This window comes from Mycobacterium sp. WMMD1722, from assembly GCF_049315205.1.
Taxonomy (GTDB): Bacteria; Actinomycetota; Actinomycetes; order Mycobacteriales; family Mycobacteriaceae; genus Mycobacterium.
Map to the genome: position 1 here is coordinate 65,398 of NZ_CP186056.1, position 26,570 is coordinate 91,967.

The 26,570-nt window shown below is 67.7% G+C and carries 29 protein-coding genes; 12 read left to right on the top strand and 17 right to left on the bottom strand.

Features of this window, described 5'->3' with window-relative positions:
* The first annotated feature begins 2 nt into the window (after positions 1-2).
* The 8 genes from ACN27E_RS00335 to ACN27E_RS00370 all read left to right on the top strand — a co-directional run bounded on the left by ACN27E_RS00335 (position 3) and on the right by ACN27E_RS00370 (position 8,213).
* Positions 3-1,301, top strand: a complete 1,299-nt coding sequence (locus tag ACN27E_RS00335) for an amidohydrolase family protein (protein ID WP_422745995.1) — start codon at positions 3-5, stop codon at positions 1,299-1,301.
* Positions 1,302-1,421: 120 nt separating this feature from the next.
* A complete protein-coding gene (locus tag ACN27E_RS00340; protein ID WP_422745996.1) occupies positions 1,422-2,588 on the top strand; it encodes an acyl-CoA dehydrogenase family protein in 1,167 nt (388 codons plus the stop codon).
* Positions 2,589-2,596: 8 nt separating this feature from the next.
* Positions 2,597-3,358: an SDR family oxidoreductase gene (locus tag ACN27E_RS00345; RefSeq protein ID WP_422745998.1), complete on the top strand. Its 762-nt coding sequence runs from the start codon at positions 2,597-2,599 to the stop codon at positions 3,356-3,358.
* Positions 3,358-4,566, top strand: coding sequence for a CaiB/BaiF CoA transferase family protein (locus ACN27E_RS00350; protein ID WP_422745999.1), 1,209 nt, complete (start codon positions 3,358-3,360; stop codon positions 4,564-4,566). The genes ACN27E_RS00345 and ACN27E_RS00350 overlap by 1 nt, the downstream gene beginning before the upstream one ends.
* A 19-nt stretch (positions 4,567-4,585) precedes the next feature.
* Positions 4,586-5,734 (top strand): thiolase family protein, encoded by a 1,149-nt coding sequence (locus ACN27E_RS00355; protein WP_422746001.1) that lies wholly within the window; start codon positions 4,586-4,588, stop codon positions 5,732-5,734.
* Positions 5,735-5,770: 36 nt separating this feature from the next.
* The gene (locus tag ACN27E_RS00360) at positions 5,771-6,919 is read left to right on the top strand and encodes an acyl-CoA dehydrogenase family protein (protein WP_422746002.1); all 1,149 of its coding nucleotides are present in this window, start codon (positions 5,771-5,773) and stop codon (positions 6,917-6,919) included.
* A 134-nt stretch (positions 6,920-7,053) separates the two neighbouring features.
* Positions 7,054-7,686: a TetR/AcrR family transcriptional regulator gene (locus ACN27E_RS00365; protein ID WP_422746004.1), complete on the top strand. Its 633-nt coding sequence runs from the start codon at positions 7,054-7,056 to the stop codon at positions 7,684-7,686.
* 14 nt (positions 7,687-7,700) lie between these two features.
* A complete protein-coding gene (locus ACN27E_RS00370) occupies positions 7,701-8,213 on the top strand; it encodes a hypothetical protein (protein WP_422746005.1) in 513 nt (170 codons plus the stop codon).
* Here ACN27E_RS00370 and ACN27E_RS00375 read toward each other — a convergent pair.
* The 6 genes from ACN27E_RS00375 to ACN27E_RS00400 form a co-directional block, all read right to left on the bottom strand.
* Entirely contained in the window at positions 8,210-9,175 is a 966-nt protein-coding gene (locus tag ACN27E_RS00375) for an NADPH:quinone oxidoreductase family protein (RefSeq protein WP_422746006.1), read from the bottom strand. The genes ACN27E_RS00370 and ACN27E_RS00375 overlap by 4 nt on opposite strands.
* Positions 9,172-10,161 carry a phosphotransferase family protein gene (locus tag ACN27E_RS00380; RefSeq protein WP_422750145.1) on the bottom strand — a complete coding sequence of 330 codons (990 nt, stop codon included), beginning with the start codon at positions 10,159-10,161 and terminating at the stop codon, positions 9,172-9,174. Before ACN27E_RS00380 ends, ACN27E_RS00375 begins: the two co-directional genes overlap by 4 nt.
* Positions 10,162-10,193: 32 nt before the next feature.
* The gene (locus ACN27E_RS00385; protein ID WP_422746007.1) at positions 10,194-11,507 is read right to left on the bottom strand and encodes an acyl-CoA dehydrogenase family protein; all 1,314 of its coding nucleotides are present in this window, start codon (positions 11,505-11,507) and stop codon (positions 10,194-10,196) included.
* Positions 11,508-11,572: 65 nt separating this feature from the next.
* Positions 11,573-12,313, bottom strand: a complete 741-nt coding sequence (locus ACN27E_RS00390) for a hypothetical protein (protein WP_422746009.1) — start codon at positions 12,311-12,313, stop codon at positions 11,573-11,575.
* 11 nt (positions 12,314-12,324) lie between these two features.
* Positions 12,325-13,224, bottom strand: a complete 900-nt coding sequence (locus ACN27E_RS00395) for an NAD-dependent epimerase/dehydratase family protein (RefSeq protein WP_422746011.1) — start codon at positions 13,222-13,224, stop codon at positions 12,325-12,327.
* A gap of 76 nt (positions 13,225-13,300) precedes the next feature.
* The gene (locus ACN27E_RS00400; protein ID WP_422750147.1) at positions 13,301-14,086 is read right to left on the bottom strand and encodes an emopamil-binding protein; all 786 of its coding nucleotides are present in this window, start codon (positions 14,084-14,086) and stop codon (positions 13,301-13,303) included.
* 258 nt (positions 14,087-14,344) lie between these two features.
* Between ACN27E_RS00400 and ACN27E_RS00405 the strand changes: the two genes are divergently transcribed.
* From ACN27E_RS00405 to ACN27E_RS00415, 3 genes are read left to right on the top strand one after another with little or no spacing between them, the layout of a single operon-like run.
* Complete coding sequence (locus tag ACN27E_RS00405) at positions 14,345-15,640, top strand: cytochrome P450 (RefSeq protein WP_422746012.1); 1,296 nt, start codon at positions 14,345-14,347, stop codon at positions 15,638-15,640.
* Positions 15,637-15,828, top strand: coding sequence for a ferredoxin (locus tag ACN27E_RS00410; protein WP_422746014.1), 192 nt, complete (start codon positions 15,637-15,639; stop codon positions 15,826-15,828). The genes ACN27E_RS00405 and ACN27E_RS00410 overlap by 4 nt, the downstream gene beginning before the upstream one ends.
* 17 nt (positions 15,829-15,845) lie before the next feature.
* Positions 15,846-16,133: a DUF1330 domain-containing protein gene (locus ACN27E_RS00415; protein WP_422746016.1), complete on the top strand. Its 288-nt coding sequence runs from the start codon at positions 15,846-15,848 to the stop codon at positions 16,131-16,133.
* 25 nt (positions 16,134-16,158) lie between these two features.
* On the opposite strand, the gene ACN27E_RS00420 is transcribed toward ACN27E_RS00415, so the two are convergent.
* The 9 genes from ACN27E_RS00420 to ACN27E_RS00460 form a co-directional block, all read right to left on the bottom strand.
* Positions 16,159-17,376, bottom strand: coding sequence for a cytochrome P450 (locus ACN27E_RS00420; protein ID WP_422746017.1), 1,218 nt, complete (start codon positions 17,374-17,376; stop codon positions 16,159-16,161).
* 10 nt (positions 17,377-17,386) lie between these two features.
* The gene (locus ACN27E_RS00425) at positions 17,387-17,587 is read right to left on the bottom strand and encodes a ferredoxin (protein ID WP_422746019.1); all 201 of its coding nucleotides are present in this window, start codon (positions 17,585-17,587) and stop codon (positions 17,387-17,389) included.
* Positions 17,588-17,591: 4 nt separating this feature from the next.
* Complete coding sequence (locus ACN27E_RS00430) at positions 17,592-18,794, bottom strand: cytochrome P450 (protein WP_422746021.1); 1,203 nt, start codon at positions 18,792-18,794, stop codon at positions 17,592-17,594.
* 121 nt (positions 18,795-18,915) lie between these two features.
* Positions 18,916-19,716: an NAD(P)-dependent oxidoreductase gene (locus ACN27E_RS00435; protein WP_422746023.1), complete on the bottom strand. Its 801-nt coding sequence runs from the start codon at positions 19,714-19,716 to the stop codon at positions 18,916-18,918.
* A gap of 16 nt (positions 19,717-19,732) precedes the next feature.
* Positions 19,733-20,551, bottom strand: a complete 819-nt coding sequence (locus ACN27E_RS00440) for an NAD(P)-dependent oxidoreductase (protein WP_422746025.1) — start codon at positions 20,549-20,551, stop codon at positions 19,733-19,735.
* Positions 20,551-21,390, bottom strand: a complete 840-nt coding sequence (locus ACN27E_RS00445) for an alpha/beta fold hydrolase (RefSeq protein ID WP_422750148.1) — start codon at positions 21,388-21,390, stop codon at positions 20,551-20,553. The genes ACN27E_RS00440 and ACN27E_RS00445 overlap by 1 nt, the downstream gene beginning before the upstream one ends.
* Before the next feature lie 56 nt (positions 21,391-21,446).
* Positions 21,447-23,102 carry a thiolase C-terminal domain-containing protein gene (locus tag ACN27E_RS00450; RefSeq protein WP_422746026.1) on the bottom strand — a complete coding sequence of 552 codons (1,656 nt, stop codon included), beginning with the start codon at positions 23,100-23,102 and terminating at the stop codon, positions 21,447-21,449.
* Between the two features lies 1 nt (position 23,103).
* A complete protein-coding gene (locus ACN27E_RS00455; protein WP_422746027.1) occupies positions 23,104-23,430 on the bottom strand; it encodes a ferredoxin in 327 nt (108 codons plus the stop codon).
* Positions 23,427-24,734 (bottom strand): NADH-ubiquinone oxidoreductase-F iron-sulfur binding region domain-containing protein, encoded by a 1,308-nt coding sequence (locus ACN27E_RS00460; protein ID WP_422746029.1) that lies wholly within the window; start codon positions 24,732-24,734, stop codon positions 23,427-23,429. Before ACN27E_RS00460 ends, ACN27E_RS00455 begins: the two co-directional genes overlap by 4 nt.
* A gap of 39 nt (positions 24,735-24,773) precedes the next feature.
* On the opposite strand from ACN27E_RS00460, the gene ACN27E_RS00465 reads away from it, so the two are divergent.
* Positions 24,774-25,247 carry a hypothetical protein gene (locus ACN27E_RS00465; protein ID WP_422746030.1) on the top strand — a complete coding sequence of 158 codons (474 nt, stop codon included), beginning with the start codon at positions 24,774-24,776 and terminating at the stop codon, positions 25,245-25,247.
* Between the two features lie 7 nt (positions 25,248-25,254).
* Here the strand turns inward: ACN27E_RS00465 and ACN27E_RS00470 are convergent, their stop codons facing one another.
* Entirely contained in the window at positions 25,255-26,163 is a 909-nt protein-coding gene (locus ACN27E_RS00470) for an alpha/beta fold hydrolase (RefSeq protein ID WP_422746032.1), read from the bottom strand.
* Entirely contained in the window at positions 26,160-26,567 is a 408-nt protein-coding gene (locus ACN27E_RS00475) for a Rieske (2Fe-2S) protein (protein ID WP_422746033.1), read from the bottom strand. Before ACN27E_RS00475 ends, ACN27E_RS00470 begins: the two co-directional genes overlap by 4 nt.
* Positions 26,568-26,570: the final 3 nt, after the last annotated feature.

Sequence of the window (26,570 nt, forward strand, 5' to 3'; positions counted from 1 at the left end):
CCGTGAAGCACGAAGACATGATCTTGATCAGTGTGGACGACCACATCATCGAGCCACCCGGCATGTTCAAGAACCACCTGCCCGCCAAGTACCGCGACGACGCGCCCCGGCTCGTCCACAACGCGGACGGTTCGGACACCTGGCAGTTCCGCGACACCGTCATCCCGAACGTCGCACTCAACGCGGTGGCCGGCCGGCCCAAGGAGGAGTACGGGCTGGAGCCCCAGGGCCTCGACGAGATCCGCAAGGGCTGTTACGACCCCGACGAGCGGGTCAAGGACATGAACGCCGGCGGGGTGCTGGCCACCATGAACTTCCCGTCGTTCCCCGGCTTCGCCGCGCGGCTGTTCGCCACCGAGGACGCCGACTTCTCGCTGGCGCTGGTGCAGGCCTACAACGACTGGCACATCGACGAATGGTGCGGCAGCAACCCGGGACGCTTCATCCCGATGGCGATCCCGGCGATCTGGGACCCCGACCTGTGCGCCCAGGAGGTCCGTCGCGTCTCGGAGAAGGGTGTGCACTCGCTGACCTTCACCGAGAACCCCTCGACACTGGGGTATCCGTCGTTCCACGATCTGGAGCACTGGCGGCCGCTGTGGGAGGCGCTGGTCGAGACCGAGACGATCATGAACGTCCACATCGGCTCGTCGGGCAAACTGGCCATCACCGCACCGGATGCCCCGATGGACGTGATGATCACGCTGCAGCCGATGAACATCGTGCAGGCGGCTGCGGACCTGCTGTGGTCGGCGCCGATCAAGGAGTTTCCCACGCTGAAGATCGCCCTGTCCGAGGGCGGCACGGGCTGGATCCCGTATTTCCTCGACCGGGTGGACCGCACGTATGACATGCACTCCACGTGGACGCATCAGAACTTCGGCGGCAAGTTGCCGTCCGAGGTGTTCCGCGAGCACTTCCTCACCTGTTTCATCTCCGATCCGGTCGGAGTGAAGAACCGGCACATGATCGGCATCGACAACATCTGCTGGGAGATGGATTACCCGCACTCGGACTCGATGTGGCCGGGTGCTCCGGAGGAACTCGGCGCGGTGTTCGACACCTACGAGGTTCCCGACGACGAGATCAACAAGATCACCCACGAGAACGCCATGCGCTGGTACCAGTTCGAGCCGTTCACGCACGTACCGAAGGAACAGGCCACGGTCGGCGCACTGCGTAAGGCCGCCGAGGGGCACGACGTGTCCATCCGGGCGCTGAGCCACGAGCGGCAGGGTGACAAGACCAGCTTCGCCGATTTCCAGGCCAACGCCAAGGCGGTCAGCGGCGCACGCGACTGACCCCGGTGCCACAGTTCGCCGGTACCACGATTCGCCGGGTGACGGTCCACCGTCGCTCCGGTGAACCGTGGTGAAACACCCATGATGCAACGAGCAGAGGAGAGGGCAGTGTCTGCCGGGATGAGTTTCGAGCTGACCGAGGATCAGCAGCTGATCTATACGTCCGTCGGCGAACTCGCCTCGAAGTTCGACGACCACTACTGGATGCAGAAAGACCTGGCGCACGAGTTCCCCACCGAGTTCTATGACGCCATCGCCGGCGGTGGCTGGCTGGGAATGACCATCCCCGAGGCGTACGGCGGCCACGGCCTGGGGATCACCGAGGCCACGCTGCTCGCCGAGGCGGTCGCGCGCTCGGGCGGCGGAATGAACGCCGCCAGCTCGATTCACATGTCGATCTTCGGGATGCACCCGGTGATCAAGCACGGCTCCGACGAGCTCAAGGAACGCACCCTGCCCCGCATCGCGAGCGGGGACCTGCACGTCTGTTTCGGTGTCACCGAACCCGGTGCGGGACTGGACACCTCACGCATCACCACCTATGCCAAGCGCGACGGTGACCACTATGTGGTCAATGGCCGCAAGGTGTGGATCTCCAAAGCGCAGGAGTCGGAGAAGATCCTGCTGCTGACCCGCACCACCCCCTACGACGAGGTCACCAAGAAGACCGACGGCATGACGCTGTTCATGACCGATCTGGACCGCGCCCACGTCGATATCCGCCCCATCCCGAAGATGGGCCGCAACGCCGTCAGCTCCAACGAGCTGTTCATCGACGATCTGCGCATCCCGGTCGAAGATCGCGTCGGCGAGGAGGGCAGGGGCTTCTTCTACATCCTCGACGGCCTCAACCCCGAGCGCATGCTGATCGCCGCCGAGGCACTGGGGATCGGCCGCGTCGCGCTGGACCGCGCGGTCAGATACGGCAACGAGCGCCACGTCTTCAACCGGCCGATCGGCATGAACCAGGGCATTCAGTTCCCGCTGGCCGACTCGCTGGCCCGCCTGGACGCCGCGGAACTGGTGCTGCGCAAGGCGACGTGGCTCTACGACAACGGCATGTCCTGCGGGCGCGAGGCCAACATGGCCAAATACCTGTGCGCGGATGCCGGATTCGACGCGGCGGACCGGGCGCTGCAGACCCATGGCGGCATGGGCTATTCGGAGGAGTACAACATCTCGCGGTTCTTCCGCGAGTCTCGGCTGATGAAGATCGCGCCGATCAGCCAGGAGATGATTCTCAACTTCCTCGGGTCGAACGTCCTCGGTCTGCCGAAGAGCTACTAGGAGAACAGGTGCCCAACGGATATTTCGACCTCAGCGGTAGGTCGGCGCTCGTCACCGGCGCCGCGGGCGGTATCGGATCCGCGGTCGCCGGAGCCCTCGCGGCCGCCGGAGCCGCGGTGCTGGTGACCGATCTCCACGAGGACGCCGCGACGGCTGTGGCCGCGAAGATCTCGGCGCAGGGCGCGACAGCCGCCGCGGCGGCACTCGACGTCGCCGACCGCGATTCGGCCGACGCCGCGGCCGAGCAGGCTGCCGCACTGGCCGGCGGCGCTCTGCACATCGTCGTCAACAACGCCGGCGTCACCCGGCCGGCGATGTTCGCCAAGACCAGCCCCGAGTCGTTCCGGCTGCTGTTCGACATCCATGTGATGGGCGCCTTCAACGTCACCCAGGCGGCGCTGCCCTACCTCCCGACCGACGGCACCGGACGGGTCATCAACGTCACCTCGGCGGCCGGGCTGACCGGCACGCTCGGCCAGGTCAACTACTCGGCGGCGAAAGCGGGAATCATCGGCTTCACCAAATCGCTGGCGCGCGAGCTCGCCGCCAAGAACATCCTCGTCAACGCGCTGGCTCCGTTGGCCGCCACACCGATGACCGAGACCATCAGGACCAACGAGAAGTTCGCGGCCACCATGATGAACCGCATCCCGCTCAAGCGATGGGCCGATCCGGTCGAGATCGCCGGGGCCTTCGTGTTCATGGCGTCGGACGCCGCGTCCTACATCACCGGACAGGTGCTGCCGGTGGATGGTGGCATGGTGATGTGATGACACCATCTCCGCTTGCCGGGATCACCGTGGTCACCCTCGAGCAGGCCGTGTCGGCGCCCATGTGCACCCGGGTGCTGGCCGACTTCGGCGCGCGCGTGATCAAGGTGGAGAACCCCGACGGCGGTGACTTCGCGCGTCACTACGACGACGTCGTCAGCGGCCAGGCCGCACATTTCGTGTGGGCGAACCGCAACAAGGAGTCGCTGAGCCTCGATCTGAAGTCACCGGCAGGCGTCGAAGTCCTGCACCGGCTGCTCGACGGCGCCGACGTGTTGGTGTCCAACCTCGCCCCGGGAGCCACCGCGCGTATCGGCATCGCGCCGGCGGATCTGAAAAGCCGCCACCCGCAGGTGATTCCGGTCGAGATCGACGGCTACGGCGCCGGCGGCCCGATCTCTCACAAGCGCGCCTACGATCTGCTGATCCAGGCCGAGTCGGGCGCCTGCGCGGTCACCGGGCATCCCGACATGCCGGCCAAACCCGGACCGCCCGTGGCCGACATCTCCACCGGCCTGTATGCCGCGCTGTCGATCATCAGCCTGCTCTACGCCCGGGACGCCCGTGGTGCGACCGGGGCCGCACCGGCGGTCGCGGTCAGCCTCTTCGACACCATGACCGACATCATGGGCTACCAGCTCACCTACACCCAGCACTCGGGTGTGGACCAGCAACCACTCGGAATGAGTTCACCGGCGGTCGCGCCGTACGGGGCCTTCGCGACCCGCGACGGCCAGACGGTGGTCCTGGGCACCACCAACGACCGGGAGTGGCAGCGGCTGGCTCGCGAAATCATCGAACGGCCCGATCTCGCCGACGATCCCGCGTACGCGGGCAACGCCGACCGCGTCGCGCGCCGCGACCAACTCAACGAGGCGATCGGATCCTGGTGTGCCCAGCACGATCTCGCGCACATTCAGAAGACGGCCGACGATGCCGGGATCGGAAACTCCCGCTTCAACCGGCCCAGCGAGGTCGTCCGGCATCCGCAGCTGAGCGCCCGCGACCGGTGGCGGGCCGTCCAGACGCCGAATGGCGAGATCTCCGCGCTGCTGCCGCCGCCGGTGATCGAGGGATACGAACAGCCCATGCGGGCGGTACCCGGGCTCGGCCAGCACACCGACGCGATACTGGCCGGGTTGGGGATGTCGGAGACGGAGATCGCCGCACTGCGCGAGCAGGGCGCGATCGGCCCGGCGCACACGTGAGCAGAACAGGAGAACAGCGATGCGCGAGACCGTGATCGTCGAGGCCGTGCGAACGCCCGTCGGCAAACGCAACGGCGGACTGGCCGGAACGCACGCCGCCGACCTGTCGGCCGTCGTGCTCAACGAGCTGATGGCGCGGGCCGGGACCGATCCCGACATCGTCGACGATGTCGTCTGGGGGTGCGTCTCGCAGGTCGGCGACCAGTCGAGCAACATCGGCCGGTGGGCGGTTCTGGCGGCGGGCTGGCCGGAACGCATCCCCGGTACGACGGTCAACCGCGCCTGCGGGTCCAGCCAGCAGGCGCTCGACTTCGCCGCGCAGGCAGTGATGTCAGGTCAGCAGGACGTCGTGGTGGCCGGCGGTGTCGAGGTGATGAGTCGGGTGCCGCTGGGCGCAGCGCGCGCGACCGGGATGCCGTACGGGCCCAAGGTGCTCGAGCGCTACGACGGTTTCTCGTTCAACCAGGGCATCTCCGCGGAGCGCATCGCGGAGAAATGGGGCTTCTCGCGCACCCGGCTCGACGAATACTCGGCCCGCTCGCACGAACTCGCGGCCGCGGCGCAGGACGCCGGGGCGTTCGACGCGCAGATCATCCCGGTCTCACCCGACGACGGGGCGCCGGTCACCGCCGACGAAGGAATCCGCCGTGGCACCACCGTCGAGAAACTCGCCGGCCTCAAGCCGGCCTTCGCCGACGACGGCGTGATCCACGCGGGCAACTCCTCGCAGATCTCCGACGGCGCGGCGGCGCTGCTGGTGATGACCGCCGACGAGGCCGCACGCCGCGGACTCACACCGATCGCCCGCTATCGCGCGGGGGCGGTCGCCGGCGCCGATCCGGTGCTCATGCTGACCGGCCCGATCCCGGCGACCGAGAAGGTACTGAGCAAGGCGGGTCTCGGGGTCGACGACATCGGCGTCTTCGAGGTCAACGAGGCGTTCGCCCCGGTACCGCTGGCATGGCTGGCCGAGACCGGCGCCGATGAGCAGCGGCTCAATCCGCTCGGCGGTGCGATCGCGCTCGGCCACCCCCTCGGCGCGTCGGGGGCCGTCTTGATGACCCGCATGATCCATCACATGCGCGACAACGGAATTCGCTACGGGCTGCAGACCATGTGCGAGGGCGGGGGAACCGCCAACGCCACCGTGGTCGAGCTCGTCACCTAGACCGCCACCGTTCCCGACCGCCACCGAGGAGGCGCTGTGCGTCGAGAGCTCTTCACCGAGGATCACGAGGCCTTCCGCGAGCTGGCCCGCGACTTCATCGACAAGGAGGTGGTTCCGCAGTACCCGCAATGGGAGAAGGCCGGCCGCATGCCGCGCGACGTCTTCAAGCAGATGGGCGCGCTCGGCATGCTCGGCATGGCCATCCCCGAGGAGTACGGCGGCGCCGGGATCGACGACTACCGCTACAACGTCGTCCTCCAGGAGGAGGCGGCCCGGGCTCTGGTGACGCTGTCCACCGTCCGCACCCAACTCGAGGTGATCCTCCCGTACTTCCTGCATTACGCCAACGACGAGCAGCGGCGGCGCTGGTTCCCCGGACTGGCCGCGGGCACACTGCTCACCGCAGTCGCGATGACCGAACCCGGCACCGGATCGGATCTCGCGGGGATGCGCACCACCGCGGTGCGCGACGGTGACGAGTGGGTCCTCAACGGCGCCAAAACATTCATCACCGGCGGCATCCAGGCCGACCTGGTCGTGGTGGTGGCACGCACGTCGACCGATCCCGACAACCGCCGACGCGGCCTGACGCTGCTGGTGGTCGAGGAGGGCATGCCCGGCTTCGAGCGGGGCCGCGAACTGGAGAAGATGGGCTGCAAGGTGCAGGACACCGCGGAGCTGTCGTTCACCGACGTCCGTGTCCCGGTGGCCAACCAGCTGGGGGAGGAGGGCGAGGCGTTCGGCTACCTCGGCCACAACCTGCCGCAGGAACGCCTGACCGTGGCCGTCGGGTCGGTCGCGCAGGCTCGCTCAGCGCTGCACGCCACCATCGACTACGTCAGAGATCGCAAGGCGTTCGGCACGCCGGTGGCGTCGTTTCAGAACACGAAGTTCGAACTGGCCGCGGTGTCGACGGAGATCGAGGCGGCTCAGGCGATGCTCGACCGGGCGGTGGCCGACCACGTCGACGGTGTGCTGTCCCGGGAGGACGCCGCCCGCGTGAAGCTGTTCTGCAGCGAGGTGCAGGCCCGCGCCGTGGATCGCTGTCTGCAGCTTTTCGGCGGCTACGGCTACATGATGGAGTATCCGATCGCCCGGCTGTACAACGACGCCCGCGTCGCCCGCATCTACGCGGGGACGTCGGAGGTGATGAAGGTGATCATCGCGAAATCTCTCGGTCTGTAGCGAAATTCCCGCCTGACCAGCGGTGTGACGGGCGTCCAAACATTTCTGCGCTGAGACCCTTGTCACATCACTGGTAACCAACCTACTGTGTGTTCACTAGGTTGGTTTAACGTTGGTGCGAACAAAGGGGTTCAGTGTCCGCAGTGCAGTCGCCACGGCCCTATGCGGCCCTCTTCGCCAAGGGCGAAGACCGTCGGCAACGGATCCTGCACGTCGCGGAGCGGCTCTTGGCCCGCAACGGCTGGCGCAGCACCTCGCTCGCGCAGATCGCCCGCGAAGCGGGGGTCACACCGGCGGGTCTGCTTCATCACTTCGAATCGAAGGAACAGCTGCTCAACGCGGTGCTCGACGCCCGCGACATGGACGACGACACCCACGCCGACCGCTCGGGTGATCTGTTCGAGCAGATCTCGAAGGTGGCCGAACGCTTCGAGCGGGCCCCCGAACTCGTCGGCACCTTCACCGTGCTGCTCGTCGAGAACATCGCCGAGGATGCACCCCTGCACGAGCGGCTACTCATGCGTCAGCGGGCGGCCGTCGACATTGTCACCGAGATCATCCGACGCGGTCAGGTCGCCGGTCGGTACCGCCAGGAGATCGACGCAGCTCTCAAAGCTGTGGAGATCCTCGCCTTCGTCAACGGAATGGAGACCTCATGGCTGCTCGACCCCACAATCCCGCTCGCCGAGGTCTTCCAGCAGTACGCGGAGTCGCTGGCCCGCGACTTCGACCCGAATACGACACCTCCGCAACCGCCCGCACGATGAACCCGGAGACCGACATGCGATACCGATTCGACGTCGTCAGCCCCTCCGTCGCCGATGCCGTCACCTTCGCCGGAGGCTGGCTCTTCGACCGGGCGATGGCCGGTTGGGACGTCACCGTGCTGATTCCGGCTTCCGGCGATGACATCCGTCCGCTGGAGATCCTGGGTGCCTGCGTACTCGACCTCGAGACGGTGCTCGAGTCCTGGGCCGAGCGTCCGCACCCGCAAACCGTATCGGTCTCGGCGCATCTCTTCGAGAACGACGAGCGCGTCCGACGGCACGTCCGCAACGCCCTCGACCACGGGCTCACCGAAGTGACCTTGTGGGGTGACCCCTGTCCGCCCGAGCTGGACCGCGATGTCGACGCCGTCCACCACGAACTCAGCGCGGCCGCCCGCGCCTTCAAGTCACAGGCCCTGGCCGCCGTCGGCCGACACGACCCCACGGCCGACCGTGCGGTCGAGATCTTCCGTTGCGGCATGATGACGCGCCGCTCGGTGGCCACCGACCTCGTCCCCGCCAGTTAGGCCAGATCGACCACGACCTTGCCGACCGCGCGCCCGTCGGCGACCAAACGCAGCGCAGCCACCGCGTCGTCGAGGGGGTAGACCGCACCGACATGCGGCCGCACCTGCCCGGAACTCAGCAGCGCGGACAGTTCGCGCTCGTTGCGCAAGAATTCAGCCGGCTCGATGTCGCCGAACTGGAATCCCTGCAGCACAATGCCTTTGATGAGTACGAGGTTGAGCGGGATACGGGGTATGGCGCCGGAGGCGTAGCCGACGGTGACGAACCGGCCGCCCCGGCGCATCGACCGTATCGCCGGTTCGGATGATTCCCCGCCGATCGGGTCGATCACCGCGTCCGCTCCGTCCGGGACCGCCGCCCTGAGCGCCTCCCGGAGGGGTTCCTCGCACCGGTCGACCAGATGGCGCGCACCGTATGACGCCGCGACCGCCAGCTTCTCTGGCGCCGACGCGACGGCGGTGACGTCCGCGCCGAGGATGGTGGCGAGCTGCACGGCCGCCAGCCCCACCCCGCCGCCGGCGCCGAGCACCACCACGTCGTCACCCGGACCGATCCGCGCGACCGACCGCAGGGCGTGGTACGCGGTGCGGTGGGCCACGCCGAACGCGGCCGCCGCCCGATCGTCCACCCCGGCCGGGATACGGATCAGAGCGGCGGGATCGACGACCACCTCCTGGGCGAACGCGCCGTACATTGCGGTCCCGGTGACGCGGTCCCCGACCTCGAATCCAGCTGCAGGGGAGTTCGTCTCGACGATTTCACCGGCGAACTCGCTGCCCGGTACGAACGGCGGGGCGACCCTGACCTGGTAACGATCGGCGATCAGCAGCACGTCGGGATGGTTCACCGCGGCGGCGCTGACCCGCACCCGCACTGTGCCCGCAGTCAGATCCGGTGCGGGCAGCTCCCGCACCTGCACCACCTCCGGCGGACCGTGGACGGGGCAGACCGCGGCCTTCATCGGTAGTCGGTGGATTCGGCGAGTTCGGCCGCCGAGCGCATCAGTGCAGGCACGATCGGGCCGAACGCCTGGAGCTTCTCGTCGTCGCCCGCGCGCTGGAAGCCCTGCTCCAGCACGATCGCGAGTTTCCAGCGGGCCAGCACCAGGTAGTAGTCCAGATCATCGACCTGACGACCGGAGACATCGGCGTAATGCGCCACCACTTGATCGCGCGAGGGCATTCCGGCCATGTCCACGTACGACATCTCGTCAGGGCCGGGCGCCGAGGTGTCGGCAGGCCAACTCTGCACCATCCACGCCAGGTCGAGTTTCGGATCGCCGACCGTGCCCATCTCCCAATCGACGATCGCGGCCAGTTCGGCCGGAGCGCCGTGGCGGTACATCACGTTGGCGAACTGGTAGTCCCCGTGCATCAGGCCCGGGATGAAGTCCAGCGGCCGGTGGGTGCGCAACCATACGGTGGCCGCGTCCAGCCCGTCGAGCTCGCGGCCCTTGATCCGCTCGAAGAATCCGGTCCATCGATCGACCTGGCGCTCGTGGTACCCCTCGGGGCGCCCGAGATCTGACAGGCCGCGCGCTCGCCAGTCCACCCTCGACAGCAGCGCGATGCCCTCGGCGAGTTGGTAACTGAGCCCCGCCCGAGCCGCTACGTCGCTGTCGAAGGGCTCCGGCCACCGGCCGCCGACGTCCATCGGCGACCACCCGTCGACGAAGCCCATCAGATAGAACGGGCGGCCCAGCACGGTTGGGTCGGCACACACTGCGACCGCCGCGGTGTGCGGCACCTCGGTGCCGTCCAGCGCGTCGATGATGCGCCACTCGCGCAGGATGCCCTTGTCACGGTCCGGCGGCGCTCCGGGCGGGGGCATCCGCAGGACGCAGCGTTCATCGCCGCGCCGGAGCTCGTAGATGACGTTCTGCGTACCGCCGGAGAGGAACCGGGTGTGCAGCGGTGCGCCCGCGCCGGGAAGCGCTTCGCGGTCCATCCAGGCGGCGAGCCGGGCGGTGTCGATCCCGCTCACAGGTTCCCCACGGTGCGTTCGATGGTGGCGTCGAGGTGCTCGGCGAATTTGGCACGCGCCGACTCCCGCTTACCGGGGATCCACTCGCTCGGCCACATGCCGTCGGTGGCGCGGTGGTCGCGCAGGACCTGTTTGGCGACGGTGGTCTTGTGCACCTCGGTGGGTCCATCGGCGAGTCCCATCACCGCGGCGCCGGTGACCATTCCGAGGAATGGCATCTCGTTGGTCACCCCGAGCGCGCCGTGGACCTGCATGGCACGCCAGGCGATGTCGTGCAAGACGGTGGGCATCACGACCTTGACGGCGGCGATGTCCTTGCGCACCTTCCTGTAGTCGTTGTACTTGTCGATCTCCCAGGCCGTGTAGAGCACCATCAGGCGGAATTGCAGCAGCTGGGCGTAGGAGTCGGCGATGTAGCCCTGGACGAATTGCTTGTCCGACAACAGACTTCCCTGTGTCTGCCGGCTGAGCGCACGTTCGCACATCATGTCGAGCGCCTTGCGGGCCAGGCCGATCGTGCGCATCGCATGATGGATGCGGCCACCGCCGAGGCGGGTCTGCGCGATGACGAACGCCTGCCCCTCACCGCCGAGCAGCGCCTCGGCGGGCACCCGCACATTGTCGTAGTGGATCAGCGCATGGCTGCCCTGGTTCTCGGCTTCCCCGTACAGACCGACGTTGCGGGCGATTCGCACGCCGGGGGTGTCGGTCGGGACGAGGAACATCGACATGCCCTGATATGGGCTGACATCGGGATCGGTCACCACCATCACGATGAGGAATGCGGCCGTGGCGGCGTTGGACGAGAAGAACTTCTGGCCATTGATGATCCAGTCGTCCCCGTCGCGGACGGCGCGGGTGGTGAACAACGTCGGATCGGCACCCGCATGCGGTTCGGTCATCGAGTAGCAGGAGAACAACTCCCCGTCGAGCAGGGGCCGCAGATAGCGCTCCTTCTGTTCGTCGGTCCCGTAGTGCGCGATGATCTCGGCGTTCCCGGTATCGGGCGCCTGGCATCCGAAGACGATCGGCGCCCACTGGGAGCGGCCCAGGATCTCGTTGAGCAGGGCCAGTTTCAGCTGACCGTATCCCTGGCCGCCGAGCTCCGGCCCGAGATGGGTGGCCCACAGTCCCCGCTGCCGGACCTGCTCCTTGAGCGGGTCGACGGCGTCGCGCCGCCCACCGTCGAGCGGGACGAACTGCTGGTGCGGGAACGCGAGATCCAGCGGCTCGACCTCCTCCCGGACGAACTCGTCGGCCCAGTCGAGCACGCGCTGGTACTCGGGATCGGTCTCGAAGTCCCAGGACATGGCGGGCTCCTCTCAGCTCATCGTGGGCGTCGGTCAGCCCTAGCGACTCTCAACGGGACCGCCGGTCACGGCACATGTCGGTTCCATTCGTGCGGCACGACCGGATAGAACGGTGCAGCGAACAGCGGGTCGATCCGACCGCTCCATCGCTGGGTGAGCACCGGGCTCAGCCGTCCGGCAACCTCCACGGGATCCTCGTCGAGGAACAGGTACGAGATGGTCTGTCCGGCGGGCGCGCTCGCCAGGCGCGGGCTCACCCCGAGCGACGTCGCCGACCAGATCCCCGCGACTCCCTCGACGTCGAGAAGCTGGTTCGTCGGCCGGCTCCCGCGTTCAAGCAGGAGGTAGACGCCGCGCACCGGCCACCAGGGCAGCACATCGGCGCCCACCTTGATCCTGGGCGCCGCCGTGCGGCGATCGACGTGGTAGACACCCCGCTCGACCGGCGGCAGGAGCGCGAGGTTTCGTCCGGCATCGCCGAGTGCCTTGAACAGCGCCAGAAACGGCTCCATTCCCGCGGGATCGGTGAAGAAGTAGGTCATCACGTGGTCGACGGCATCGAGGGCATCCGCGCTGATGGCCCTGGCCGCGCGGCAGCGCGGTGTGGAGACCAGACGCAGTGACGCCCGCACAGCGCTCAAGCGGTGTTGTTCGGGCCGGTGATCGAGGGTGTGCCACCGCAGATAGTCGGCATCCGCGCCGTCGGGATGCCGGGTCGCCATGGACACGAACAACGTCGTGATGTCGCCTCGGCCCTCGTCCAGGACGGCGGGGACCTCGTCGGAGGGGGTGCCGGGTAACTGCACGACATGTCCTCTCACGCCAGCACGATCTCGGGATGTCGGGCCTCGATCATGCGTCGGAAGCCCACGCGCCACGGCACTCTGGTCCGACCGAGGATCTGGTGCATGTACGTCACGTCCGGCCACAACGGGGTGTGAGCGTCAGGGGTGTAGACGAAGGTCGGGTCCACGCCGACGAGTTCGCCCATGTAGGCGCAGTAGTCCTCGACACTGACCGTCTCGCTGCCCGCCCAGTTCACCACGATCGGCGGCGCGGCGGCCACTTCCATGGCCCGGATGCCGAGGTCGACGTAGTCGTCCTCGTAGATCGGGTTGTAGTAGTTGGGGCCGCCCGGGTAGAGCCGAATCGGTTTGTGGGCCAGCATCATCGCGAGCCGATCTGCGGGTGCTCCGCCCTGCGGGCCGTAGGTGGAGCAGATCCGGATGATGGTCAGCGGTATCGAGTGTCGCCGGGCGATCCAGGTGCAGACCGCCTCGGCGGCCACCTTGGAGAAACTGTAGTTGGCGCGCGATGGCACCCCCGGCGGATCGTCCTCGCGCAGCGGCCGCTGTCCTTGGTAGCCGTAGATCGAACCGGTGGAACAGAGCACGAACCCCTTTGCCGTGCGGCAGTGGTAGAGCAGATCGCCGGACTTCTGCGCGTTGGTGTCGACGCACCGGTGCCAGTCAGAGGTCCCGGTGTCGACGGCGGCATGGAACACATAGGTGAAGTCGTCAGGCAGTGTGGAGAAGTTGCCGGTGCTCATATCGAGGGTCAGCGGCGTGATGCCGGCATCGGTCAACTTCCGCCGGTCCGCCGGATCACGGAGTCGCGCAGCGCCCCAGACCTCGTTGTGTGCGGCAAGCGCCCGGGCGATCGGGAACGCGATCTTGCCCGTGGCCCCGGTGACGAGGATCTTCTCCGACTCGAGCATCCCATCAGTCTTAGCGCACGTGACGCGAAATGTTGAGTAGTTGAGGTGTCGCAGCGGAAGCAGCCGTTCGGCGTGTTCACCGGCGAACGGGACCCCCGGATTCGATGCCGACCGCACCCGCGCGCCGGGTCAGGTGGTCGATCTGCAGATGGATCGAGTACAGGACGAACGGTGGCAGCACGATGAACGGGACGTTCTCCCCGATGAATTTGAACCACAGGCCGAAGGCGCCCTGTCCGATGTTGTCGAAGCCGGCGCCCACCTCCGCCAGGAAATAGACCGCGGTGCTGCTCATCAGGATGGCGCAGCCGGCGAACGCGACCCACAGCGCCTTGATGCGATCCTCGGGCGCGAGGTCGCGGCGGATGAGGCGGGTCCACATGACGAAGACGGTGATCCCGGTGATGACACCGACGACTTCGAGCGCGAAGATCCACGGATTGCCGCTGACGTATCGGGTGTCGGCAAGGGCGTACTGCCACCACAACCATTTCCAGCCGGGGTCGTCGGTCGGCGCCCACAGGCCCAGCGGGTGGCCGACGAGGAACATCAGCTCATAGCCGATCTGGCTGCCCGCGGTGTAGGGCAGGTAGAACAGCGAGAGTTCGACGGCTTTGTCCAGCCTCGTGCGCCTCTCGCCGGGAGCGTTCCAGAAGATCACGAACGGCAGCACCATCACCGGAACACCGAAGATCAGGTTCACCACGACGTCGGTGGTGAAGTTGGGCTCGATGACTCCGAAGGCGACACCGATGGTGACCAGAAGAAAGACGGCAAAGGTGAAACCGCCGGTCCAGGTGTAGATCCGGAGCCGATGCGGCGCCCATGGCTGCGCGAAGTCCGTCTCCCGTTCGCCGACCATCGTCACGCCGCGCACCCCTCCGATACCAACTGCTTGCTGATTCGCGAAGGTTATCTGGCGCGCCGACGGATCTTGGGCGTTTGCCCAAGATCCGTACTCTGCGGTGAAGAGTCGGGGCTCCGCGGGGTTCGGTGTCGAACCGATCGGCCGAGTCGGCCGGTCGGCCTGCGGGTGCCTCGTTGACGCCGCTCAGCGGGTATGGAAACCTAATACGCACTAACCGAGAATTACGTTCTCATAGCGCGAACGGAGTGATGTATGGCTGGTCCCGCCGAGGATCGCATTGCGGTCGATTTCTTCCGGGACAGCCGAGTGCTGGATGACCCGTATCCGTTCTACGAGGCGCTGCGGAACAAGTGCCCGGTCAGCCGCGAGGACCACTACGGCGTGACGATGGTGACCGGCTGGCAGGAGGCGGTCGACGTCTACAACGACGCCGAGACGTTTTCGTCGTGCATCTCGGTCACGGGCCCGTTCCCGGGGTTCCCCGTCCCGCTGGAGGGTGACGACGTCACCGACCTCATCGTCGAGCACCGCGACGAGATCCCCTTCAGTGACCAGCTGCCGACGCTCGACCCGCCGACGCACACCAACCATCGCGGGTTGCTGATGCGGCTGATCACCCCGAAGCGCCTCAAGGAGAACGAGGACGCGATGTGGGCGCTGGCCGACGACATCCTCGACGAATACCTGGCGCCCGGTCGCGGCGAATTCATCAAGGGGTTCGCCGCGCCGTTCACCCTGCGCGTGATCGCCGATCTGCTCGGGGTGCCGGAGGAGGACCGCGACGATCTCATCGAACGGCTGGCCCGCGGCACCCACGGCAGCGGTCTGGGCAACGCCGACAAGACGCTGACCAAGACCCCGCTGGAGTACCTCTACGACGTCTTCGCCACCTACGTCGAGGACCGCAGGCGTGAACCGCGCGACGACGTGCTGACCGGACTGGCCACCGCGACGTTCCCGGACGGGACGATGCCCGAGGTCGGCGACGTCGTCCGGGTGGCGACCAACGTGTTTTCGGCGGGCCAGGAGACCACGGTGCGGCTGCTCTCCACCGCGCTCAAGGTGCTCGGTGACCAGCCCGAGGTCCAGCAGAAGCTGCGGGCCGACCGCAGCCTGCTGCCGAACTTCATCGAGGAGTGCCTGCGGATCGAGAGCCCGGTCAAGGGCGACTTCCGGTTGTCGCGGGTGCCGGTGAAGGTCGGCGAGGAGCAGCTCGCCGCCGGCTCGACGCTGATGGTGATCAACGGTGCGGCCAACCGGGATCCGAGGCGCTTCGAGAATCCCGACGCGTTCGACCCCGAGCGCAAGAACGCCCGGCAGCATCTGGCATTCGGCCGCGGCATCCACAGCTGCCCGGGCGCCCCGCTGGCCCGCGCGGAGACGCGCGTCGGTTTGGAGCGGCTCCTGGACCGCACCACCGACATCCGCATCTCGCAGGCCGAGCACGGACCGGCGGGGGAGCGCCGCTACTCCTACATTCCGACCTACATCCTGCGCGGTCTCACCGAGCTGCACCTGGAGTTCGACGTGACGGGCGAGACGCTGTGAAGCTGCGCGTCGACGAGGACCGCTGCGCCGGCCACGGCATGTGTCTGACGATGTGTCCCGAGGTGTTCGACATGACCGACGACGGATGGGCGGTCGCCGATCCGGAACTTATCCCGCCTGGGCTGGAGAACGCGGCGCGCGATGCCGTGGCCAACTGCCCGGAGAACGCAATCCGCGAAATCGACTGAACGACAGGGAGTCAAGAGTGCCCAAGGCGTACATCCTCATCACCGAGGACGTGAGGGATCCGGCCGGGATGGCGGAGTACGGCAAGCTCGCCGCGCAGACGATGGCGGGTTCGACACTGCTGTCGTTCGATGCCAAACCCGAGGTGATCGAAGGGCAGTGGCACGGCACCCAAACGGTGCTCATCGAATTCGAGTCCGAGGAAGCCGCCAGGCAGTGGTACTACTCCGACGCCTACCAGGAGGCGCTGAAACTGCGTCAGTCCGCAGCCGACTGCCACGGAGTGATCCTGCACGGGCTGAGCTAGGTACAGCCCGCGCAATCGCCTTGCGCTACCTGAGCACCCGTACGGGCACGTGGGACCAGCCCGCCACATTCTGCATCGCCACCCGCTCACATTCGTCCCACCGCACCTCGTAGCGGGGCATGAAGTCGAGCAGCCGCTCCAGTGCGATCGCGCTCTCCATCCGCGCCAGCGCGGCCCCCAGGCAACTGTGCACCCCGTACCCGAAGCCGAGGTTCTGCGCCTCGGTGCGGTCGCGGTCGATGTCGAACGTGTCGGCGTCGGTGAACGCCTCCGGATCGCGGTTGGCCGAACCGCCCAGCAGGAACACCGGTTTGCCGGCCGGAATGGTCACCCCGTGGATCGTCACGTCCTTCATCGAGCGCCGGACGTTGTACTGCGCCGGCGCCTCGTAGCGCAGCAGCTCCTCGACCGCGGCGGGGATCTTGCTGCGGTCCTCGAGCAGCTTCTGCCACTGGTCGGGATTGCGGGCGAACGTGACCGCCGCGTTGCCGATCAGCTTGGTCACCGTCTCGGCGCCCGCGCCGCCGAGAAGCGTGGCGAAACCAGCGATCTCGAGGTCGTCGAGCCGCTCCATGCGGCCGTCCTCACGTTCGATCTCCGCCTGGACGAGGCGAGTGAACATATCGTCCTGCGGGTTCTCCCGGCGCGCAGCGATCAGCTCGAAATACAGGCCCATGGCCTCGGCGATGGCCTGCATCCCCTCCGGGGACATCTCCTCCTGGCCGGGTTCGCGATGCAGTGAGGTGTCCACCCACTGGCGGACCTGCTGGCGGCGGTCCTCCGGAACGCCGAGCATCCGGGTGATCACCTCCACCGGGAAGAATGCGGCGAACTCCTGCACGACGTCGAAGTACCGCGGGTCGGCGGCGCGGAAGCAGGAGTCGATGGTCTCCTCGACCATCGGCTGCAGCTTCGCGATCTGGCGGGGGGTGAAGACCTTGTTGACCAGGCTGCGCATCTGCCGGTGCTCCGGCGGGTCCATCAGGATGATCATCTTGAACGGCGCCGGTTCCCCGGTCTTCACCATCGACAGATCCAGGCCGTACGCCGACGAGAACGTCTCGTAGTCCTTGAAGGCGGCCGCGACGTCGGCGTGCCGCGACAGTGCGTAGAAGTCCAGCTCCTCGTTGTAGTACACCGGCGCCTCGTCCCGCATGCGCCGGTAGATCTCCCAGGGATGGTTGAAGTACTCCTGGGAGAAGGGATCGAACACCAGATCGGAGTTCGTCTGGGACGTGGTCATCGAATTCCCGTCATTCGTCGCGGATGGCTATGGCCTGCCGCGGACACTGTCTGACCGCTTCCCTGACCTGGTTCTCGTTCTCGGGCGTGACCTCGTCGGTCAGGACGTGCAGATAATCCTCGTCGTCGAGGTCGAACACCTCCGGGATGATGCCCATGCACACCCCGTTGCTCTCGCAGAGGCCGAAGTCGACCTCGATCTTCTGGCTCATGCGTTCACCTCAGCACCCGGACCGGCACGTGGTGGTAACCCGCGACGTTCTGCATCGAAACCCGCCGCAGGCCATCGAAATCCACCTCGTAGCGCGGCATGAAGTCCAGCAGGCGGTCCAGGGCGATCTGGGTCTCCAGCCGGGCCAGCGCGGCGCCCAGGCAGCTGTGGATGCCGTAGCCGAGGCCGAGGTTCTGGGCCTCGGTGCGGTCGCGGGTGATGTCGAAGGTCTCCGCCGCGGTGAATGCCCGCGGGTCGCGGTTGGCGGCGGCGTTCATCAGGAACACCGGCTTGTGCGCGGGGATCACTCCGCTGGGAACTGCGGTCTCGCGCAGGGTGTACCGCACGTTGTACTGCACCGGCCCGACGTAACGCAGCAACTCCTCGACGGCGGCCGGAACCAAGCTGCGGTTGTCGAGCAACAGCTGCCACTGTTCGGGGTGCCGGGCGAATTCGACGACGGCGCTGCCCACGAGCTTGGTGACCGTCTCGGCGCCCGCGCCACCGAGCAACAGGGTGAAGCCGGTGATCTCCACGTCGTCGAGCTTGCGCATCCGGCCGGAATTATCGGGGATCTCCGCGGCGATCAACCGGCTGATCATGTCGTCTTGCGGATTCTGTCGCCGCTCCTGCACCAGCCCGTAGTAGTACATGCCCGAATCGATGGTGGCCTGCATGTTGGCGTCGCTGATCCGGAGCTGACCGGGTTTGCGTTCGAGGCTGGCGTCGATCCAGGTGCGGACCTGCTGACGGAAGTCCTCAGGAACGCCCGCCATCCTGGTGATCACCTCTACCGGGAACGGCCCCGAGAAGTCCTGCACCACGTCGAAGTGGTCGGGGTCGGCCTGCGCCAGATAGTGGTCGACGAGTTCGGTGATGGTCTCGCGTTGGGATTGGATCGCCCGCGGGGTGAACGCCTTGTTGAGCAGACTGCGCATGTGCCGGTGCTCCGGTGGATCCATGAAGATGATCGACTTCTGTGGAGGCTCCTCGGACCGGACCATCGCGAGATCGCAGCCGCGCGAGGAGGAGAACGCCTCGTGATCCTTCAGGGACGCCGCGACGTCCTCGTGCCGGGTCAGGGCGTAGAAGTCCTCGCGTTCGTCGTAGTACAGCGGCGCCTCGTCGCGCATCCTCCGGTAGATCTCGTACGGATTGTCGAAATAGTCCTGGGATACGGGATCGAAGACGAGCTCGGGCGTGGTCATGACGTCCTCCTCGGCGTGGAGCTCGGAGCCGGAAACTTTACGGAAGGCGGTAATACTGTAACGAGTACAGTATGCGGCAATTCGGCTGGGAATTCAGCCGAATCGGGCGAACGCCGATGCGTCACGAACGCACCCCGGCGTCCACCAAACCGTCGAGCAGGCCGAGGTCCGTGCCCGCCCCGGCAACGATGCTGCGCACCACCTCGACGTCCTTGCCCACGAACGGGCCGGCCGTGGCAATGAAGTCCGACACCGCCCCTCGGCCGCCGATCAGGTGCAGCACCCGGCTCGAAGCGCTGCCGTGGGGGAGGGCGGCCAGCAGATCCGCCTCGGCCACGCCGAGTTCGGCACCGAGTCGTACGGCTTCGCGCAATGCGCCGATCTGGGCGGCGAACAGCGCATTGTTGACCAGCTTCACGCTCTGTCCCGCACCCGGGTCCCCGACGTGCAGCAGCGGATTCGCGTAACTCTCGAGCGTCGGCCGAGCCTGGGTCAGCGCGTCGGCCGGGCCGCCCGCGAAGACCGTCAACGTGCCCGCAGCGATGTCGTGCGGGCCTCCACTGACCGGGGCGTCGAGTACGCGGACCCCGCGGCGCGCCGCCGCCGCGGCGAGTGAGCGGGCGGTGTCCGGGCTGCCGGTGGTGTGGATGACGAGCACCGAACCGGGCCGCATCGCGTCGAGCAGACCGTCCTCGACGCATACCCGGCGCACCTGTTCGTCGGTGAACACGCAGATCATCACGATCGCGGCATCGGTGACCGTCTCGGTCACCGACGCTGCCGCTGTGGCGCCGAGACTGGCTGCGGCAGTGCGTTTCTCCGCGGTGCGCCCCAACACGGTCACGTGGTGACCTTCACCGGTGAGCCGCCGCACCATCGGCGCGCCCATCCGGCCCGCCCCGACGAATCCGACCCGGGTCACCGGTGCCCTCTGCTGTTCATCGCGGATGCTCCATGGACGTCAGTGCGGTGTCGGCCGCGGTGAAGACCGAGCCCTCGGCGGACTCCGCGGCCGCGGCCAGGCTCGCGGCGTGCCGAACGTCCTTCTGCAACAGCGCCCCGGCGATGGGCGCCAGCCCCTCCACGGTGCCGCCGAACATCGAGATGCTGTTGACCGCCTTGCTCGTCGCCGACCCGCGGGCCAACACCTCGCACAGCCGGTCGCGGGCCACGCCCAGTGCGTCACCGAGTTCGAGCGCCGACAGTGCGGCGCCGAGGTTGGCGCTGAACAGCAGGTTGTTGAGAATCTTGGCGACCTGCCCGCTGCCCAGCGCGCCGAGGTGCACGACCGGATCGGCGTAGGTCGCGAAGACCGGACGGGTGCGGTCCACGGCGTCCGCCTCACCACCGACCATGACCAGCAGGGTGCCCTCGGCGGCGGCCGGCCCACCGCCGCTGACCGGGGCGTCGATGACCGTCACCCCCCGCTGCGCGGCCTGTTCGGCGATCTCGCGACAGGTGTCCGGGTGCACGGTGCTGTGGATTGCCACGATGCCGCCGGGCGACAGTCCGGCCAGCACACCGGTGTCACCATCGAGCACCTGGCGCACATCGTCGTCCCCCACGACGCACAGGCAGACCAGGTCGCTGGCCGCGCCGAGTTCTGCCGGGGTGTCCGCGATCCGGGCGGCGGTGTCGGCATACGGTTCGACGGAGGCAGGTCGGCGAGCCCACAGCGTCAGCTCGTATCCACCCTCGACGATGCGCCGCGCCATCGGTGCGCCCTGGCTTCCCAGCCCGATGAATCCGACCCGCATCACCCTGCCTCCAATCCGGCTGCGGGGCCACCCGCGGCCACACACTGATCGACGAATGCCAGCACCGTGCGGTGATACGTCTCGGCACTGTGGCCGAGGCTGAGGTTGTGGCCCGCATCGGCCACCGAATCGGTGACGAAGCGAGGCGCGGCGCGGAACGCATCTCCGATCTCGGCCAATGCGTCGGGATCGGATCGCCAGACGCGTTCGTGTTCGGCGTGGCTGAAGTGCACGGGCACCCGGACCCGCGCGGCCAGCGCCGGGAAGTCGGTCTGCGGCCAGTCCCTGACCATCGTCGCCTCGTACGGCGCGCCGGTCGACGAGTTCGTGATCCCCGTCAGCACATTGGCCGGGTAGAACTGGGCGGGTTCCCACAGCAGTGCCCGTAGGCCCGGCGGCCTGTGAGTCTCAGTGGCGCGATCGAGGATCTCCTGCGCGAAGGGGTCGTAATGCATTCCGGTGCCGGCGAGTTCGAGTCCGACGACCCGGCACTCGGCGGTGTCGTCGGTCGCCATGCGCAGCGCCAGCTCGCAGCCGTTGGAGTGGGCGAACAGGAACAGTCCGGCACCGCGGGGCCGGCCACCCAGCATCTTGTCGACTGCGCCGTAGGCCAGTGCGGTGCGCTGCACCGGATCGAACGTCCGGTCGGCGTAGGGGGCGGAGCTGCCGTAGCCGGGCCGGTCCAGTGCCAGCACTGTGTAACCGAGCTCGGCGCCCAGGCGCAGCAGGGAGAGCTCGGGGTGACCGGGGCAGTCGAAATAGGCTGCGGTGCTGGCCCCGCCGTGCAGGGCGACGATGACCGCGCGAGGCTGCTCGACCACGGCGCTCAACCCGGACATCGGCACGGGTCCATCGGGGCTGTCGACCAGCACCACGCGGGGCCGGGGAGCGGGGTTCACGCGTCGCTCCGCAGCAGCATCACGCCGCTGGGGGTCAGACCGCCGCTGCTGGTCACCGCGACGCGCGCACCGGGCACCTGCCGCTCGCCGGCTTCCCCGCGCAACTGCGTGACGGCCTCGTGGATCAGGCCCATGCCGTGGGTGCGCCCGTGCGAGAGTTGGCCGCCGTGCGTATTGAGCGGGATCACCCCGTCGCGGGCGATGTTGTGGCCGCCGTCGAGGAAGTCCTTGGCCTCACCGATCCCGCAGAAGCCCAGGGCCTCCAGCCACGACAAGCAGTTGAAGCTGAACCCGTCGTAGAGTTCGGCGACGTCGACGTCGCTGGGCCGCAACGAGGTTCGGGTCCACAGATGTGCGGACTGGCCGAGCACCTGTGGCTCGTGGGTGAGGGTGGTCTGATCCCAGTCCGTGCGCTCGAGGATCTGGGTGCCCACCGCTTCGACATACACCGGCGGTTTCGGTGCGTCGGCCGCCGCATCGACCGCGGAGACCACCACGGCGACCGCGCCGTCGCACGGCACGTCGCAGTCGTACAAGCCGAACGGGGTGGTGATCATCCGCGCGGACAGATAGTCGTCCATCGTCATCGGATCGCGGTAGATGGCCGTCGGGTTCAGTGCCGCGTTGGCGCGCTGGTTGAGCGCGATCCAGCCCAGCGTCTCACGCGTGGTGCCGTAGCGGTCGAAGTGGCGGTGGGCGTTCTGTGCCAGGGTGTGCGCGGCGGAGGTGGCCCCGAACGGCAGCTGCCAACTGCTGGTCCGGGAGCCCCCGGGCGGTGACATCCGCCCCTCTTTCATCAGCTGGCCGAAGGTCGCCTCCCACAGCGTGCGGAAACACAGCACGTGACGAGCCATGCCGGTGGCGACGGCCATCATGGCCGCGATGACCGAACCGCCCGGGCCGAAGGTGTCCATGCCGCCGTTGATCCAGGTCGGACGCAAACCCAGCGCGCCCTCGAGTGCGCTGACGCCGCCTTCGCCCATCCCGGCGACATCGAGCCCCGGGTAGGTCGACAGCCCGTCGATATCGTCGAAGGTCAGGCCCGCGTCGGCGATCGCCGCCTCACAGGCTTCGATGGTCAGCGACAACGGCGGCACCATCAGCCGCCGTCCCAGGCGCGACGCCCCGACGCCGGTGATCGCGCTGTGGTCCTCGAACTTGTCGCGCGTCAACATCGGGCGCACGTGGCGGGTGAAGTCCTGTGGCGCGATCTGGTCCTCGGGCAGTGCCGTCGGCTGCGTCGGGTCGGCGGCCGGTGTGAACAGCGGCAACCACACGTCTTCGAGCGGTTCGAACACCACTTCGACCGGCTGGCCGATCGCGATCTGCTCGTGATCGCAGTCGATGATGTTGGTGGTCAATCGGACGCGCGGATCCTCGAGGATGGCGACCTCGGCGACCACGTAGGGCGGCGGCAGCGCGGGAAAGCCGAACCGGTGATTGACGCTGAACCCGGCGATCGTGCCCTTACCCGACACCGCATGCGGTTTCAGATCGTGGCTGCGGCAGTAGCGGCAGATCGGCTGCGGCGGATGGATCAGCGCCTCGCAGTCCTGGCACTGCTGCAGCCGCAGTTCGCCGTCCGCGCCTGCATTCCAGAAGAATTCGTTGAGTGCGGTGAGCTGCGGGAGCGGGCGTCCCGGTGTTGTCATGTCACATTCCCGGCATCATCTGGGCCTCACGGCGGGCCTCGGCGTGATCGAGTCCCCGGTCATGGCCGTCGTCGTCGCGGCGCCGGTCGTCGCCCGATGGCGGCTGCAGCGGTCGGGCCGATCCGGAGTCGTCTTCTGCCATCTCGATGATCGCGTGCACCGGACAGTCCAGCAGTGCGCGCCGGACGGCGGGTTCGTCGGCCGGTGGGACCGTGCCGTTGCCGACCAGAGCGGCGTAGCCCCAGTCGTCGAGGGAGAAGTAGGCCGACGCGTGCCGCGCGCAGATACCGAACCCGTCGCACATCGTGCGATCCAGCCGGACCCTCACGGTGCCATCACCGCCTCCACCTCGTAGGGCCGGCTCGCGCTGTACACCGAGGATGCGCACGCGCTGCAGGTGTTCTCGAGGTGGCGTGCCACCTCCTGAGGAAAGCTACGCAGCAGCGTGGCCGCGACGTTGGTGGCGGCGTCAAGGGTTGCGCAGGCGCCCCGGCCGCGCAGGATCACCGACCAGCGTTCGAGCCGGGTGAGATCCTCGGCGGTCGCGGCTCCGTCGCGCAATGCGCCGGTCACCGCGGCCATGGCGGCGGTGCCGTTGAAGCACGATCCGCACTGCCCGGCATTCTCGCGGTCGAAGTACGCCATCACCGCGGCGGCGACGGCGATCGGGCACTCGTCGGTGATCAGGGCGATCGCCCCGCACCCCAGCCCGCTGCCGAGGCGGCGCATGGTCTCGTGGTCGAGTGTGGTGTCGAGCACCTCGCTGTTCATCAATCCGGCGAAGTAGCCGCCCATCAGCACGCCTCGAAGGTTCTCGCGAGATATGCCGTAGCGGTCGAGCAGCTCGGGAAACGATGTGCCGTAGGGCAACTCGTAGAGTGCTGCCGGTCGACCGCCACCGGTGACGGTGGCCAGGAAGGTACCAGGGGAGGTGGACGTACCCACGCGGCGGTAGGTCTGCGCGCCGTGCCGGAGCAGATAGGGCAGATGGGCGAGCGTCTCGACGTTGCTCACCGCAGTCGGGAGCGCGGCCACGCCATGCTCGAAGGTCCGGGGTGGCTTGTCGGTCGGTTTGGCCGGTCCGCCGTTGATGACCCGCACCGCGGCGGATTCCTCCCCGGCGACATAGCCGGGGTCGACGACAACCACCGTGACCGGCGGACCGTCGAACCGCCCGGTGGTCTCCCGCAGCGCATCACTGGCCGTCTGCGCGGCGCGCTGATCGGAGATGTACAGGTAGGCGCGGTCGGCGCCGACGATGCGTCCGGCCAGCCGCAACCCATCGAGCACGAGATGGGGCCGGTGCCGCAGCAGCCAGCGATCCTTGACCGACGCGGGTTCGCCCTCTTCACCATTGGCCACTATGAACGCGCCACCGGTTCGGACGCCGTTGTCCCGCACGGTGCGGAGCTTGACCGCCATCGGGAACGCCGCGCCGCCTCGACCGGTCAGGCCGGCCAGGTCGATCTGCTCGAGCAGGGCGTCGGGATCAGGGAGCTCCTGATAGCCGCCGCCCGCCAGGTAGTCGGTGATGCCCTCGGTCCCGGTGTGCAGATCGGGGCGCAGCAGCCGGCCCTCGATGCCCGGCCACACGGCGACGGTGAGTTCGACTGGTGCTGCGGTTGTTTTCACGGGTGCCTCTCCTCTCGGCCCGCCGATAGGCTGGCCGGCATGAGAACCGCGGTGGTGCGCATGGCCGTCGACCCGACCGGAGAGCTGACCGCCGCACAACTGACCGACGGGGTGGCGGCGCTGCGCGAGCGCGCCCGCGGCGCGGGTGCCGACGTGGTGGCCAGCGACCTGGCGGGGTTGCCGCCCGCCCGTCGCGAGGTGGAAGTGCTGCTGACCGGTGACGACGCCACGGAACTCATCCGCATCGCCGCCACGATGTGCGCAGAGGCGTTCGGAACCCGGCCGGCGCCCGGGGTGGTCACCTTCATCAGCCGCGGTACCGACGACGACGCTCTCGGCGTACTCGCCGGCTTCGGCATCACCGGCGACATCGATCGCCGCCCCGGTGAGCAAGGCTGGGACATCGTCGAGGTCACGCTCGACCGCGGCGATCTCGAGCGGATTCCCGAGAGCCGCATCCACACCGCATTGGAGGCCTCACTCAACTGTGAGGTGCGCATCGTGCTCCGGTGAGGCGGCGTCACGATTTCAAGAAATCCAGGATCGGCGGGGCGGCCTGTACCCAGGTGTCGAACATGTTGAACCGCTTCACCTTTCCCTGTGCTCGCTTCTCGCTGGCGCGTTCCCAGGCGTCCTCGGGCCACGGCGGGTCGATCAGCGTCGAATTCTTGATCAGGCAGCTGACCTCCAGCGAGGTCCGTTTGGGGTGGTCCAGGTCGTTCTCCCCGCCGCGAATGATCAGGGTCGACACGGTGATGTTGTCGAACATCTCGTCCTCGACACCGGGGATGGTCTGCCCGGGCTTGGGGACGAAGGCGTTGAGCCAGCGCAACATCAGTTTGAGAAACATTCCGGGATCCTGGTCGAGGATCCGCGCCTCGTTGGCCGGATTCTCCTCGATGCGCTCGCGCCACTCGGACACATTCGCGACGCCCTTCATGCCGGCGCCGCGGACCGCGAGGATGCTCGGAACGATGTAGTACGAGCCGAGGACGAACGATCCGTAGACCCCGCCGACGATGTTCCACACGACGAGCTTGGTCACGATCTCCGGGTGCAGCATGGTGGTCAGCATCGAGTCGCGCGCCCCGCCGGAACCGCCGGCCAGGATGCACGGTCCGATACCGAGTTCGGTGACCAGCCGATAGAGCGTATCGGCGCGCATGTGGGATTCGCTCTGGCCGTGGAACTGCACGTCGGACTTGCCGCAGTTGGGCCGGTCCCAGAGCAATACCCGGTAACCGCCCTTGGTCAGTGCCTGGGCCAGTGGCCGCAATCCGGGGATGTCTTTGCTGAACCGGCCGCCCGGTGTCAGCGCGATGTAATCGCCTTCGGTGCCCAAGATTTCGTAGACGACCCTGCCACCGTTGATCTCGATGGACTTCTCGCCGCGTTTGAGTTTGGGCCCTGGCGACTCGGTGGTGGTCATGCCATCACCAGGACATCGCCGCCGACCACCCGCACCGGGTAGGTGCGGATGCTCCACTCCGGTTTGACCGCCGTGGTCCCGGTGGCCAACTCGAAACCCCACTGGTGCCAGGGGCAGAAGATGTACTCCTTGTCGCGCACCATCACCGCGTCACCGGGCACGCTGGAATCGACGATGTTGCGGCCACGGGCCCGTCCCGAACACAGCGGACCCCCTTCATGGGGGCAGTAGTTCGCGATGGCGTAGAAGGTGCCGTTGACGTTGTAGACGCCGACGCCGTGACGTCCGATGGGCACGAGTTTGTGCGAACCCGGCGGGATCTCGTCGACGGTGGCGACGACGTGTTCACGTCCCTGGGCCAGTCGCTTCGGACCTGTCGAGGTCACCTCGGTGTTCTCGGTCATGGA